This window comes from Ruegeria sp. AL3 (assembly GCF_056536065.1).
In genome coordinates this window covers 2,029,449-2,043,457 of record NZ_JBQFJG010000001.1, presented here as the reverse complement: position 1 = coordinate 2,043,457, position 14,009 = coordinate 2,029,449, and the positions used below count along the sequence as shown (strand labels likewise).

Sequence of the window (14,009 nt, the reverse complement as noted above, 5' to 3'; positions counted from 1 at the left end):
TGCGGTTAACACAATTCTCACCTTTTGACTGCTATATGTCGTTGCATCTCCGTGGAAGCCGTGGGGTACGCGGAAGAAGGACGAATAGGCCTCGCGCCGAGTCGCCTCGGACGTGATCTTTTGCACAGTCGAATTTGCAAGTTTGCAAAATGGCCTCTTTGGCGCAGAAAATCCAATGCTGGAAAAGATGTTTGCAAAAATTTGCAAGCTGTTGCGCGAATTACTGCAAATATTTTGCGATAAACTGACGCGTCGTCATTTGACGCGCTTGCCCGATAGTTTTCTGGGTCCTAACACAAAGACCAAGTCGTTGTGAGGAGGACGAGATGGCGTATCAGGACGTTTATGACAGTTGGAAGAAAGACCCCGAGGCGTTCTGGATGGACGCCGCCAAGGGGATCGATTGGGTCAAAGAACCCAGCAAAGCTCTGTTCGACGACAACGCGCCTTTGTACGAATGGTTCAGCGACGCACGGGTCAATACCTGCTGGAACGCCGTGGACCGCCACGTGGAAAACGGGCGCGGCGAGCAGACCGCCATCATCTATGACAGCCCGATCACCCATACCAAGCGCGAGATTTCCTATGTCGAGCTGCGCAACCGCGTGGCCAATCTTGCCGGCGCGCTGCGGGCGAAAGGTATCGAGAAAGGTGACCGCGTCATCATCTACATGCCGATGATCCCCGAGGCGCTTGAGGCGATGCTGGCCTGCGCACGTCTGGGCGCTGTGCATTCCGTTGTGTTCGGCGGATTTGCCAGCAACGAACTGGCAGTTCGCATCGACGACGCCAAACCCAAAGCCGTCATTGCCGCGTCCTGTGGTATGGAACCTGGCCGGGTCGTGCACTACAAGCCGCTTCTGGACGGTGCCATCGAACTTGCCGAGCACAAGCCGGATTTCTGCGTCATCTTTCAGCGCGAACAGGAAGTTGCGCAGTTGATCGAAGGGCGCGACTACAACTGGCACGGGTTCCAGTACGGTGTCGAACCGGCGGAATGTGTTCCCGTCGACGGCAATGATCCGGCCTACATCCTGTACACATCGGGCACCACGGGGGCACCCAAGGGTGTCGTGCGTCCCACTGCCGGACATCTGGTGGCACTGAACTGGACCATGAAGAACATTTATGACGTTGATCCCGGTGATGTATTCTGGGCGGCATCCGATGTGGGTTGGGTCGTTGGACATTCCTATATCTGCTATGCCCCCCTGATCCACGGCAACACGACGATTGTGTTCGAAGGCAAACCGGTCGGCACCCCTGATGCGGGAACCTTCTGGCGCGTGATCTCGGAACACAAGGTTAAAAGCTTCTTCACCGCCCCTACGGCGATCCGTGCCGTGAAACGAGAAGACCCCAAAGGCGAATTGATCGCCAAGTACGATCTGTCTCATCTACGGGCACTGTATCTTGCGGGGGAACGGGCTGACCCCGACACCATCATCTGGGCGCAGGATGCGCTGAAGGTTCCGGTGATCGACCATTGGTGGCAGACCGAAACCGGATGGTCCATCGCCGGAAATCCGCTGGGTATCGAAGAGCTTCCGATTAAGCTGGGTTCGCCCGCGAAACCGATGCCCGGCTATGATGTGCAAATTCTCGACGAAGGCGGCCACCCAATGAAAGCCGGCGAACTGGGGGCCATCGCGGTCAAACTGCCATTGCCTCCGGGCACCCTGCCGACCTTGTGGAACGCCGAAGAACGGTTCCGGAAGTCATATCTGGAGCATTTCCCCGGGTATTATGAAACCGGCGATGCCGGCATGATCGACGAGGACGGATATCTTTACATCATGGCCCGCACCGATGACGTCATCAACGTCGCGGGTCACCGCCTGTCGACCGGGGGGATGGAGGAAGTGCTTGCCGCTCACCCGGACGTCGCGGAATGCGCGGTGATCGGCGTATCGGATCAGCTTAAAGGTCAGATGCCCGTTGGGTTCCTGTGCCTGAATGCCGGCGCTGATCGGGATCATGGCGACGTGGTTCAGGAGGTCGTCAAGATGGTGCGGGAAAAGATCGGCCCGGTGGCGGCCTTTAAACTGGCCGTCGTCGTCGACAGGTTGCCCAAGACACGTTCGGGTAAAATCCTGCGGGGTACGATGGTGTCGATTGCAGACGGTCAGGATTACAAAATGCCTGCAACGATCGATGATCCAGCCATTCTTGACGAGATCAAAGAGGCCTTGCAGACAATCGGTTACGCCAAGTAACCCGAGGGGCGGCATTAGCCGCCCATTTTTTGTCTTCTCTTGCAACCGGAAGCAGCCCCTCTACTGTCACGTTAAGACAGTGAGGACCCATGACACAAACCGATATCTGGCGTCTCAGCGCCACAGACCTGACCACCCTGACAAGACGCGGCGACCTGAGTGCAACCGAGGCGGTTCGGGCCTCGATCGAGCGAATGGATGAGGTCAACCCCGGTTTGAATGCGGTGGTGGAAGACCTGCGCGAGCAAGCGTTGGAACGTGCCGAAGCGCTGGACAATGCGCGGGCTGGCGGCAAACCCACGGGTCCGCTGCATGGCGTGCCGGTCACGATCAAGGTGAACGTTGACCAAAAAGGCCATGCCACAACCAACGGTGTCGTCGCATTGAAAGATGTGATTGCACCGGATGACGCCCCGGTTGTGAGCAATCTGCTAAAGGCAGGGGCTGTTGTTGTCGGGCGAACCAACACGCCCGAGTTCTCTTTCCGCGCCGACACGGACAATCCGCTGTATGGGCGTACGCACAACCCCTGGGGGCGGCATATCTCGCCCGGCGGCTCTTCCGGTGGGGCTGGCGTCGCGGTCATGGCCGGAATCGGCGCGCTGGCCCACGGCAACGATATCGGCGGCAGCCTGCGCTTTCCCGCGGCGGCCAACGGAGCCGTGACCGTGAAACCCGGGCTGGGGCGTGTCCCGGCGTGGAACCCAAGCCAGAAAGTCGAACGCGGTTTGCTGGCGCAGTCGATGTCAGTTCAGGGTCTGATAACCCGGTCGGCTGCTGACCTGCATCTGTCCATGCCCAGCCTGATCGCCGCCGACGCGCGTGACCCGTTTCACGTGCCGATGCCCTGGCGTGGTCCTGATCCCGACGCGCCCGTCAAGGTAGCCTTCACCAAGAACACATTCGGCTATGCCCTGCACCCCGAGGTGGAAAAAGCGCTCGACACGGCACGGGACGCACTGACCGATGCGGGTTATGTGGTGCAAGAGATTGACCCGCCTGATGTATTTGAATGCGGTCGGATCGGTTACCGTACGCTGATGGGCGAAGTGCTCACGCTCATGCAATCAGATATCGAAACGGTCGGTTCGAAAACCATTCAGAATATCTTTGCGGTCTATTTCCAGGAGTTCCCGCCAATTGTCGAAACCGAGATGGTTCAGATGCTGGCCAAACGAAGCCACTATGCGCGGGAATGGTCCCTGTTTTTACAAGATTACCCTTTGGTGCTGTCGCCTTTCCTGCCACAGCCGTTCTTCAAACCTGACCGGGACACCGAAGGCGCCGACGGAGTGCATGAGGTTCTGGGGTGCGCCGTTTATTCCTATGCGATGAACTTTCTGGGCCTGCCTGCGGCATGTGTCCCGGCCCGGCTGGCTGAATTGCCAAAGGGCCCACAGCCGATCAATGTTCAGATTGCAGCACAGCGCTGGCGCGAAGATCTGGCGGTGGATGCGGCCTCGGCAATCGAGGCACGCGTGGGCCAAATGTGCCTGCCGCTTTGGGAGAAGTCAGAGTTGCAGGGCGGCTGCAAAAAATAGACCCCGGGACATTGTACCCGGGGTCCGACTGCTAAAATAAGCCCGGATTTCTGATGACGAGCGTAGCACCACCCACCCTCGCCAGCGCAAAATCTGCGCAATCATTCGAATACGCCGTTCAGGTGGCCACTCACTCCCACCTTGGCGTGTTCTCCGGGCAATTTCACATTAGCCAATCGTTAAGGGAATTCCTGTGAACTGCTTCACATAGGCGTGAGAAAAAATTCGGAGATGGCCGATTTTACGTGAATTGTTCAGATATTAGACGCTCTTCCAACCCATGGCCGGGGTCGAAAAGGATACGGTGCGCAATGGCTGGTTCCGACCTGATCTCGACCCAGTCTATATCCGGGAAAGAAACGGAATCAGCAGCCACGATGACGGGTCGCTTGTCAGCTTCGACCACATCGAACCTGACTTTCGCCATTTTCGGCAACAAGGCACCGCGCCACCGCCGTGGGCGAAACGCCGCGATGGGTGTCAGGGCCAGAACGTCAGCGCCAATCGGAACAATCGGCCCATGCGCGGAATAGTTATAGGCGGTCGATCCCGCAGGAGTGGCAAGTAATGCCCCGTCACAGACCAATTCGGCCATGCGCACCCGGTCGTCTACGCTGATCTTGAGCCTTGCTGCCTGAGGACCGGCGCGTAGCAATGACACTTCGTTGATCGCCAAGGCTTGGTGCAGTTTTCCTGATTGGTCCATCGCCTGCATGGCCAACGGGTTGATAACCTCTTCTTCGGCATCCTCCAACCGCGCCATCAGATCGTCTTCGTGATACTCATTCATCAGAAAGCCGATCGTGCCGCGATTCATCCCGTAAACCGGAGTATCGAGATGCTGCACATTGTACAAAGTGTGCAACATGAAGCCATCACCCCCAAGAGCAACCACAACATCTGCGTCGCGGGGCGCCACATTACCGTGTTTGGACACCAGAATATCCCGGGCCGTTTGCGCCACTTTGACCTCACTGGCAAGAAAGGCGATTCTTTTTTTCATGTTTTCCGGTTTCCGGTGCTGCACATTTGGTTCCGAAACAAACATACCTTTCCCCGATAGGCCAGTCTTGACGCCGCAGCGGGCCAAATCGTCGCTTTAAGCCTTTTGCGAATGTGGCGTTTCCGATAGGAAATCCGCAAGATTTTTACCCAGCCATGTGGAGCGCCCATGAACGCCAATCTTCGTGATACCGGATTTTTCACCCAGTCCCTTTCTGATCGTGATCCCGAGCTTTTTGGCTCGATCACGTCGGAACTGGGTCGTCAGCGCGACGAGATCGAGCTGATCGCGTCCGAGAATATCGTCTCTGCCGCCGTGATGGAGGCGCAGGGCTCGGTGATGACCAACAAATACGCCGAAGGCTATCCCGGCCGCCGCTATTATGGCGGCTGCCAGTTCGTCGACATCGCCGAAAACCTGGCCATCGACCGCGCCAAGCAGCTGTTCGGCTGTGAATTCGCCAACGTGCAGCCCAATTCCGGCTCTCAGGCCAACCAGGGCGTGTTTCAGGCACTGATCAAGCCCGGCGACACCATTCTGGGCATGAGCCTGGATGCCGGTGGCCACCTGACCCACGGCGCCCGCCCGAACCAGTCGGGCAAGTGGTTCAACGCGGTGCAATACGGCGTGCGCCAGCAGGACAACATGCTGGATTACGATCAGGTCGAGGCGCTGGCGAAAGAGCACCAGCCCAAGCTGATCATCGCCGGCGGTTCGGCCATCCCGCGCCAGATCGACTTTGCCCGCATGCGTCAGATTGCCGACATGGTCGGGGCCTATCTGCACGTGGACATGGCGCATTTTGCCGGTCTGGTTGCGGCGGGCGAACATCCCAGCCCCTTCCCGCATGCGCATGTGGCCACCACCACCACGCACAAGACCCTGCGCGGCCCGCGCGGCGGCATGATCCTGACCAATGATGAAGATATCGCCAAGAAAGTGAACTCGGCCATCTTCCCCGGCATTCAGGGCGGCCCGCTGATGCATGTGATCGCGGCCAAGGCCGTGGCCTTTGGCGAGGCGCTGCGGCCCGAGTTCAAGTCCTACATCCAGCAGGTGATCACCAACGCCCAGGCGCTGTCGGATCAGCTGATCAAGGGCGGTCTGGACACGGTGACCCACGGCACCGACACCCATGTGGTGCTGGTCGACCTGCGCCCCAAAGGCGTCAAGGGCAACGCCACCGAAAAGGCCTTGGGCCGGGCGCATATCACCTGCAACAAGAACGGTGTGCCGTTTGATCCGGAAAAGCCGACCATCACGTCGGGCATCCGTCTGGGTTCGCCCGCCGGCACCACCCGCGGCTTCGGCGAGGTCGAATTCCGCCAGATCGCCGACTGGATCATCGAAGTGGTCGACGGCCTGGCCGCCAATGGCGAAGACGGCAACGGCGCCGTCGAAGCCAAGGTCAAGGCCGAGGTCGCAGACCTCTGCGCCAAATTCCCGATCTATCCGAACCTGTAACTGGTCCACCCTCAAACACGGAACGGCGCCTTGAGGCGCCGTTTTTTTGCGTCAGATTCCTGAAAACGGTCTGGATCTCGCCCAGCGCAAATCCGATGTTTTGGGCAAGGTCCCGGGCCCCACGGTCGCCCAAGCCATTCTGGTCAATACGCGCTTTTTCCGCCCCGATCAGCCTTCCGCGCTGGTCACACCGACTCCGTGCATTCGATGTTACCGCACACAGGGGTTTGCGCCATGTTCAGACCTTGGCGCGTTGTCCGGAATCCAAGCTCAGATCAAGCCGCGCCACCACAGAAAAACCAGCAACAGTGTCGTCAGTGCCAGCATGTTGAAGGCCAGCCCCCCCAGCAGACCAAGGAACCACCCCCATCTGCGATCCGCAAGATTGATGGACCCCAGATGTTCCTGCACCACGTCGGACGCCTTGATCAGCCTGGGGTTATCCAGAACCAGCCTCAGTTTGGGATGAGACGCCATCGCCTCGGCCCGGGCCAGAATCAAGGCCTGCTTATAGACGCGCCGCGGCAGTCGGCGCCTGGCCTTGCGGATCGATGCCTCGAGCGTCTTGTCGCGCACTCCGAGCTTTGCGCGCAGCAACACAACCGTTTCGGCGATCCGGGTCTGAATGTCTGGGTCCTGCGGCATTGGTGGCCTCCTGCGGAGGCAATCTAGCGGCAGCGTCTATGACCTACAATGGGGCTGGTCGTTTCCGGCGGTGGCTTGTATCACGCGGTACATGCTGAACACCATCATACATGGCGAACCGACCGCCCGACCGCCCCTTGTCATTGCCCACGGCCTGTATGGATCGGCCCGAAACTGGGGCGTGATTGCCAGACGGCTATCAGACCAGCGGCAGGTTGTGGCCGTCGATATGCGTAACCATGCCTACAGCGCGTGGGACGCTTGTCATGACTATCCCCATCTGGCGCAGGATATCGCCGAGGTCATCGAACGGATCGGCGGGACGGCGGACGTACTTGGGCATTCAATGGGCGGCAAGGCAGCGATGACACTTGCGCTGCAACACGGCGCGCTGGTGAACAAACTGGTGGTCGCAGATATTGCGCCGGTGAAATACACGCACAGCCAAATTCAGTTCATCGAGGCCATGCGTGCCGTGGACTTCTCGCGCATTGCACGCCGCTCGGATGCCGAGCAACAATTGGCCGAGCAAGGCGTTGAAAAAGCATTGCAGAGCTTCTTCACCCAATCGCTGGACATCAAGGGAAAGCGTTGGTTGTTGAACCTGGACGTGTTGGCGGACCAGATGCCAAATATCATGGGCTTTCCCGAGTTGGACGCCCAGTGGTTAGGCGCCGCGCTGTTCCTGTCGGGGGGCGAGTCAGATTACGTCTTGCCGGAACATCGGGCCAAAATCCGCGCTCTGTTTCCCGGCGCGCGATTTGCCAAGATCCCCGGCGCCGGGCACTGGCTGCACGCCGAAAAACCGCGCGAGTTCGAAGCTGCCGTCAGGACCTTCCTGAACGCCTGATCAAGCGCCTTGATACAGCCGCCTGGCCACCATCCAGGATGCCGGAGCCGCGATTACGGCCCCAGCGGCCGCGGCGCCCACAATTGCGCTGACGGATACCATTCCAGCTGAAAGCACGGCAATAACGGCCGAACCAGACAGAGCAGTTGCAATCAGGGAATACAGCATAGCGGCAAGGCGAAACATGACCGGGTTTTCCTTTTGATGGCTTCCGGCCAAATATTTCACGATTCGAATGTGTTGCGCTTTGATTTGTGTCAGATGCAGACGGTTCCGAAACTAGGATTTGGCGATTTCACCGCCCCCATTCACCCAGTCCGTCAATCCACCAAGATTGTACACCCTCTGGTATCCCATATCCTTCAGGAGTTTTCCGGCCAAAGCCGCGCGCCCGCCTGATGCGCAGTACAACACGATGGGGCGATCCTTGCGCAGTGCAGGGTCATGTGATTGCAATGCATCGTCTGCTCGAAACTCCAGCATGCTCCGGGGTATATGATGCGCCCCAACGGCGCGGCCCGTGTGTTCCAGCTCATTCGCATCGCGTATGTCCAACAGCAGCGCCCCCTGTTCGGTCATCGCCTTTGCCTTGGCCGCATCGATACGCTCGACCACCGCGTTGGCCGCCTCCATCATCTCTTTCACCGTCACCGGCATGTGAGTTCTCCTTTACGTCACCGCGCAGAGGTTAACATGCGAATTTTGGAAGGTGTAGACATGGAAGGAAACGCGCGTGTTACTGCTCGCGAAACGCCCGCGACATGCTGTCTGATACCGGTTTGGCGATATAGGCCGCAAAGGTGCGCTCCTCGGTCTGGATCATGATTTCAGCGGGCATCCCCGGTGTCGGAACAAAGCCGCGCACGCGCTGCAACTCATCCGGGGTCAGTGAGACTCGTGCCAGATAGACTTCCTGCGGAACACCGGTCGAATCCTCAAGCAGCGCATCGGCCGAGATATAGAAGACCTCGCCATACAAAACAGGCGTCGTACGTTGGTTCAATGCGATCAGGCGGACTGTGGCGGTCTGCCCCGTGACGACACTGTCAATCTCGGTACGCGGAATCTGTGCCTCGATGATCAGGGGCGCATCTGCGGGCAGGATCTCGGCTATCGGTTCCCCGGTCTCAATCACACCGCCCGGCGTGTGATAATGCAATCGCACCACCGTTCCGGTTACCGGCGCACGCACCACGGCCCGGTCAAGAACGCTGCGCGCCTGTCGGGATTTTTCACGCACGCTTTCCAGATCGGCTTCGATCACGCCCAGTTCATCCAGTGCGGCCTCACGATAGGCGGACCGCGTGCGCGCGATCTGTTCGTCATATTTCAGCAGCATCTGGTTGATTTCAGCGGCTTCCGCCTGCAACCGGGCCTGCTGACCTTCGGCTTCGGCCTGAACACGACGGATCGTGTTCAACTCCCCTTTGCGGACAAGGCCCTTTTCGAACAGTTGGCTCTTGGCCTCGAACTCCTCCTGCAAGATCTCGGCGCGCCGTGCCATGCTGTCCAGCTGCGCCTCAAATCCGCTTGATCGGATTTTCAGTGCTTCCATGTTGCGCTCCAGCAGGGCCAAGTCATTCAGCAGCGTCTTGCGCGACACATCGAAGCTGAGCTTTTGCCCATCCAGAATGGCCATTACTTCAGGATCGTCGGATGCTTTGACAAGCGCCTGCGAAAACACAAGGCGGTCGCGCTCCCCGTACTCGGCCAGCAACCGCTCGGTCATGGCCTGAAGGCGCAGCTTGCGAATATGCAATTCACGTTCATTGGCCTGGGCCGAGGTCTGGTCCAGGGTCATCAGAACCTGACCTGCCTGAACCGCCTGACCTTCCACAACCTTGATGTCTTCGATGATGCCGCCTTCAAGATGTTGGACAATCTTGTTGCGGCCCGTGGCCACAAAACTGCCTTGCGCGATGACCGCTGCGGCCAGCGGGGCACTGAAGGACCATACCCCGAAACCGCCGAAGCACACGACAAGCAAGACCACCCCGATCACTATCAACCTGTTGATCGAGCGCGGAACCTCGGCATACCAGACTTCTGGTTCATTGGCTGAGTTGTTCACAGGTACGAGGTCATTCATGGTCAGCCCCCCTGCTGGCCTTCAATTCCAGTCTGCTTGCGCGGCCCGTTGATCTGCTGAAGAACCTGATCACGTTGACCAAACAGGGCCACACGCCCGTCCGTCAGCAGCATGATCTTGTCGACAACATTCAACAACGTTGGCTTCTGCGTAATGACGACAACGGTGATCTTGCTTTGACGCGCCTGTTCGATCGCACATGCCAGCGCCTTGTCGCCCGCGACGTCGAGATTTGAATTCGGTTCATCCAGCACAACCATTCTGGGGTTGCCGAAGAACGCCCGCGCCAGTGCGATACGCTGCTTCTGACCACCGGACAAAGGCGAGCCATCAGCGGCCACCACGGTCTCATATCCCTGCGGCAGCGTTGCAATCATGTTGTGAACATCGGCCAGAACGGCGGCATCGTGGATCTGTTCGTCAGTGGCATCCGCCCGCATCCGGCCGATATTGTCCTTGATCGTGCCCGGGAACAGCTGAACATCCTGCGGCAGGTAGCCGATGCTTTCGCCAAACTGGCGCGGGTCCCAGTTTCGGATGTCCATCAGGTCAAGCCTTACGCTGCCCGATGTGGGCAGAATGGATCCCACCAGAGTTTTCCCAAGCGTGGTTTTCCCGGCACCGGAATTACCGATGATGGCCAAAGTTTCACCGGGAACCAGCGAGAACGTGATGCCGTTCAGAACCACGCGTTTGGTTCCGCCCGGTACATAGAGCAGGCGTTCGACATCCAGCCGACCTTCGGGGCGTGGCAGACGCAGTTTTTCGTATTGCAGGGCCGAGGTCGACAACAGCGCCTTGATCCGGCCGTAAGCTCCGCGAGTCAGCAGATAGCTGTTCCACCCTTCAATCGAACCTTCGATTGGCGCAAAGGCACGTCCGGCAATGATCGAGGCCGCAATCACCATACCGCCTGTGATCTCTCCTTGCAGCGCCAGAAACGCGCCCCAACCCAGAATTCCGATCTGCGTCAAAAGGCGAACGGCGCGCGAGATTGAAGCAAAGATCACGTTGCGGTCCTGCGCCCGCACCTGCCAGGTCAGCGATTGGGCAGTGTCCCGCCCCCAGATCCGCACGGCTTCGGGGATCATTGCCAAGGCGTTGATGATCTGGCTGTTGCGAGACATCGAATCCAGATGCAGGTTCGCCATGGACTGTGCCTTGTTGGCCTCGGCAAACGGCTTGGCAGTCATTTTCTGGTTGATCAGCGCAATCGTCATCAGGATCAGCGCAGTAACCACCACGATCATGCCCAGTTGCGGATGCACCAGGAAAATCATCAGGATGAACAGCGGCGCAAACGGCACGTCCAGAAATGAAAGCAGCGTGCCCGAGACCAGAAAACCGCGAAGCTGTTGCAGATCGCCCAATGTCTGATACTCGCGCCCGTTTCCGTGCAGCGACGCATGGGCCGCCGCGCTCAGAACCGGTGCGCCCAGCCGGGCCGCCACTTCGACCCCGGTCCGCATGAGCATGAACCGCCGCACCGCATCAAAAGCAGACTGGAAGATCACCGCCCCTGCCACGATGGCCGTCAGCATGATCAGCGTATCCAGCGACCGGCTGGTCAGAACACGGTCACTGATCTGGAACAGATAGATCGGGATCGCCAGGATCAGGATGTTCGTGGCGCAGGTCAGGACCAGAACAAACGCAAGATTGCGCCGGATCGCCCGCATCGAAACGCGCAGCGTGCGCTGGAAATCTTCGGGCGGGGTGCGTTTGTGGAAGGTTTGGGGTGGCCCGTTCCCATCACCGCCGCCGGAATTCGTTTGCAACAGTGGCTGGTTTGCCTTGGCCTCGATCGTGGTGCCAATGCCGTTCCCACCGGATGAGCGTGCAGAGGGGGTCTTGCGCGCAGTTGAGTCCCCGGCGGATGCCGGATCCGGGCCGTCGGCGTCGGCCACCCCATTGCCGCCACCCGCCGTTTCTTCATCTTGCGCGGGTTGCGGCTGCGCACGCTGATGGGGAGGATCAGCGCGCCGTCGTTCGCGTGAGTGTTTTTGGTCTTCGGATTGCTGTGGCGCTTCGGTTTCAACCGTCGAATCTGGATCTGACTCAGACACGCGCATCTCCTGCGTCAGGTGCAACCGGGCTTTGACCCGTTGTGTCGCTGGATCTGCCCCACCGTCTGCGCGCTGGCGCTTCGGGCCCAAACCGCCCTGCCTGTCCAAGGGACTGGATAAGAGTGGACGGCGCGACGAAAAAACAATCGACATATACAAACCTTCTGGTCACTCGATAAAAACTTGGGGGGTCAGGCCAGCATGGATTGCAGGCCGTCATCTGGTGTCGTTGTGTCAGTGGATTGTGCGTCCAGTGCCAGGGCGGCATCCGGTTGCGGCACAGACATGTCCGCCATGATTGCGGCGATCGCCTCGTTGGTCATATCTGTGATTTCTTGGTTGTCTGGCACGTCAATCAGGCTGGCCTGATGAAGCAGCAGGTCAGAATAAGATCCGTCAGCGGCCATAACCGTCGAATCCACACCCATTTTGGTCAGATTGACAGAGTTCAACAGGGCGTTGCTGCCTGCGACGACATCGGTATCGGCGGCACTTTGACCGGACAGGTCAATTTGATCCTGATCCAGCATCATGGTGACCTGTTCAACAATGTTCACCTGCAACAAGTCTCCGTCGATCTTGAGCACGCGCAACTGTTCCATTCCTGCGAACAAGGGATCGTTGAGCAGCGCGCTCTCCAAGGCATCGATGTCCGTTTGATCAAGCGCCATGGCGTCGGACAGGTTCTGCTGCAGATCCTGATGTGTATCTGCGCCTATCGTTTTGACCGACGCGTCATTCATGATCACGTTTTCATCATCTCCGGCCATTGCGCCGGGCATACCGCCGTTGATGATATCGTCATCCATCAGGGCGTTGGTCTGGTACAACATGTCCACGGAAATCATATTCCCGTCGATCATGATCAGGTCGTAAAAGCTGCCCAGCTGCACGATGTCGGTGACATTGAACATTTCGTTGTCGCCCAGCGCGTACAAGGTCGATGCGGCCGAAATCTCGGTCTGTATGTTGTCTATATCCGTGGCGTCGATAGCTTGCTTGACGAAGTTGGCCACAACCAGATCACCGTGGACCCAATCCACAACGATGAACTCGGGCTGTCCGGTTGTTCCGGTGCCATTGTCCAGCCAGGGGGCCTCTCGGCCTTCGACTTCGATCTTCGAGGACTGAATCACATTGGTGCCGCTGCCCGTTCCCGGCGCCCCCACATCCCAATCTGACACAAGCGCGACCTGGCTGATGGCGGTCAGGCTGATCGCCTGCCCTCCGACGGCGATATAGGGGGCATCAACCCAACCTATAGATGCCGAGACAGCATTGATCGCAAGGTTCCCTCCGGTCACGACCAGGTGTCCGTCGTCAAAGTCTGGATCTTTCGACTGATCCCACTCGGCCGGAAGCATGGCCTCTGTCTCATCCTCTCCGGCTTCATCCGGCTGATGGAACGCAGGCAGGATGTCTGTCCATACCGGAGCTTCGTCAACGTACTTGCCGTTTACGATCACCCCCAACGCATCATCGCCATGAAACTGATGTACCGTGACCCCGTCTATATTCGCGTTTGCCGGGGCCAACATCTGTTCGGCCAGCGCCTCGAGCATTTCGGTCGACTTGTAATCCGCGAGCGAAAGCGAAGGGGCCGCCATGGCATGAAGCGACAGCGCCATGTCCATCATCTCTTCGCCCTGGGCGATCAGCGCTTCGGTATCGCGAAAGTCCCCTTCTCCCACCGTGTCGTTGTCGCGCATGACCACCTTTTGCACGGTGAATGTCAGTGCCGAACCCAATGGCACCGTATCCGGTCGCAGAATAATCAGTTCCGGTGCAGAAGACGGGCCGGATATGCTGTCTGGAACAAATCGCGTGGATTCCGCGCTGTCACCGTTAAGGACGATGACCGACTCATGCACCGGCCCGACAGGAGCTTTTGGCAACGGAAGTTCTGGTTGAGAGGGAAGAAAATTGAATGGCAGGGCTTTGTATTCGCCCGCTGGGATATCCAGATCAGCTTTGATGTTGATCGAGGTAGGCTCTTCAAGCCCGTCTATTTCGGCTTTACGCCTCAGGGCGCTGAATTCCTCGTACTGATCCCTCAGGCGGGCTTGTTCTATCGTAAGCTCAAAAGTTCCAACAAAATGCGCTATCGTTTCCGTAATACCGTCAAGTGCCATGTC

11 protein-coding genes are annotated in these 14,009 nt (G+C 58.6%); 4 read left to right on the top strand and 7 right to left on the bottom strand.

The features are described 5' to 3' along the window. Positions 1–326 precede the first annotated feature (326 nt). Together prpE and ACR3E6_RS10385 are read left to right on the top strand one after the other, a co-directional pair. A complete protein-coding gene (prpE, locus tag ACR3E6_RS10390) occupies positions 327–2,216 on the top strand; it encodes a propionate-CoA ligase PrpE (protein ID WP_480487017.1) in 1,890 nt (629 codons plus the stop codon). An 89-nt stretch (positions 2,217–2,305) separates the two neighbouring features. Beyond that, entirely contained in the window at positions 2,306–3,757 is a 1,452-nt protein-coding gene (locus ACR3E6_RS10385) for an amidase family protein (RefSeq protein ID WP_480487015.1), read from the top strand. A 241-nt stretch (positions 3,758–3,998) separates the two neighbouring features. Here ACR3E6_RS10385 and ACR3E6_RS10380 read toward each other — a convergent pair whose 3' ends face one another. Beyond that, positions 3,999–4,760: an NAD kinase gene (locus ACR3E6_RS10380; protein ID WP_245217987.1), complete on the bottom strand. Its 762-nt coding sequence runs from the start codon at positions 4,758–4,760 to the stop codon at positions 3,999–4,001. 168 nt (positions 4,761–4,928) lie between these two features. On the opposite strand from ACR3E6_RS10380, the gene glyA reads away from it, so the two are divergent. Beyond that, complete coding sequence (gene glyA, locus ACR3E6_RS10375; RefSeq protein WP_209547090.1) at positions 4,929–6,224, top strand: serine hydroxymethyltransferase; 1,296 nt, start codon at positions 4,929–4,931, stop codon at positions 6,222–6,224. Between the two features lie 270 nt (positions 6,225–6,494). Here the strand turns inward: glyA and ACR3E6_RS10370 are convergent, their stop codons facing one another. Further along, positions 6,495–6,869, bottom strand: coding sequence for a hypothetical protein (locus tag ACR3E6_RS10370; protein WP_209547087.1), 375 nt, complete (start codon positions 6,867–6,869; stop codon positions 6,495–6,497). Between the two features lie 91 nt (positions 6,870–6,960). On the opposite strand from ACR3E6_RS10370, the gene ACR3E6_RS10365 reads away from it, so the two are divergent. Further along, the gene (locus ACR3E6_RS10365) at positions 6,961–7,719 is read left to right on the top strand and encodes an alpha/beta fold hydrolase (RefSeq protein ID WP_171724360.1); all 759 of its coding nucleotides are present in this window, start codon (positions 6,961–6,963) and stop codon (positions 7,717–7,719) included. On the opposite strand, the gene ACR3E6_RS10360 is transcribed toward ACR3E6_RS10365, so the two are convergent. The 5 genes from ACR3E6_RS10360 to ACR3E6_RS10340 form a co-directional block, all read right to left on the bottom strand. Beyond that, positions 7,720–7,905 (bottom strand): hypothetical protein, encoded by a 186-nt coding sequence (locus tag ACR3E6_RS10360; RefSeq protein WP_152457401.1) that lies wholly within the window; start codon positions 7,903–7,905, stop codon positions 7,720–7,722. Between the two features lie 93 nt (positions 7,906–7,998). Beyond that, a complete protein-coding gene (locus ACR3E6_RS10355; RefSeq protein ID WP_209835025.1) occupies positions 7,999–8,376 on the bottom strand; it encodes a rhodanese-like domain-containing protein in 378 nt (125 codons plus the stop codon). A gap of 79 nt (positions 8,377–8,455) precedes the next feature. Beyond that, on the bottom strand, positions 8,456–9,808 hold the full coding sequence (locus ACR3E6_RS10350; RefSeq protein WP_171724362.1) for an HlyD family type I secretion periplasmic adaptor subunit: 1,353 nt from the start codon (positions 9,806–9,808) through the stop codon (positions 8,456–8,458). A gap of 2 nt (positions 9,809–9,810) precedes the next feature. Beyond that, complete coding sequence (locus ACR3E6_RS10345) at positions 9,811–11,874, bottom strand: type I secretion system permease/ATPase (RefSeq protein ID WP_480487012.1); 2,064 nt, start codon at positions 11,872–11,874, stop codon at positions 9,811–9,813. Positions 11,875–12,065: 191 nt separating this feature from the next. After that, positions 12,066–14,006 (bottom strand): type I secretion protein, encoded by a 1,941-nt coding sequence (locus tag ACR3E6_RS10340; protein ID WP_480487010.1) that lies wholly within the window; start codon positions 14,004–14,006, stop codon positions 12,066–12,068. Positions 14,007–14,009 lie beyond the last annotated feature (3 nt).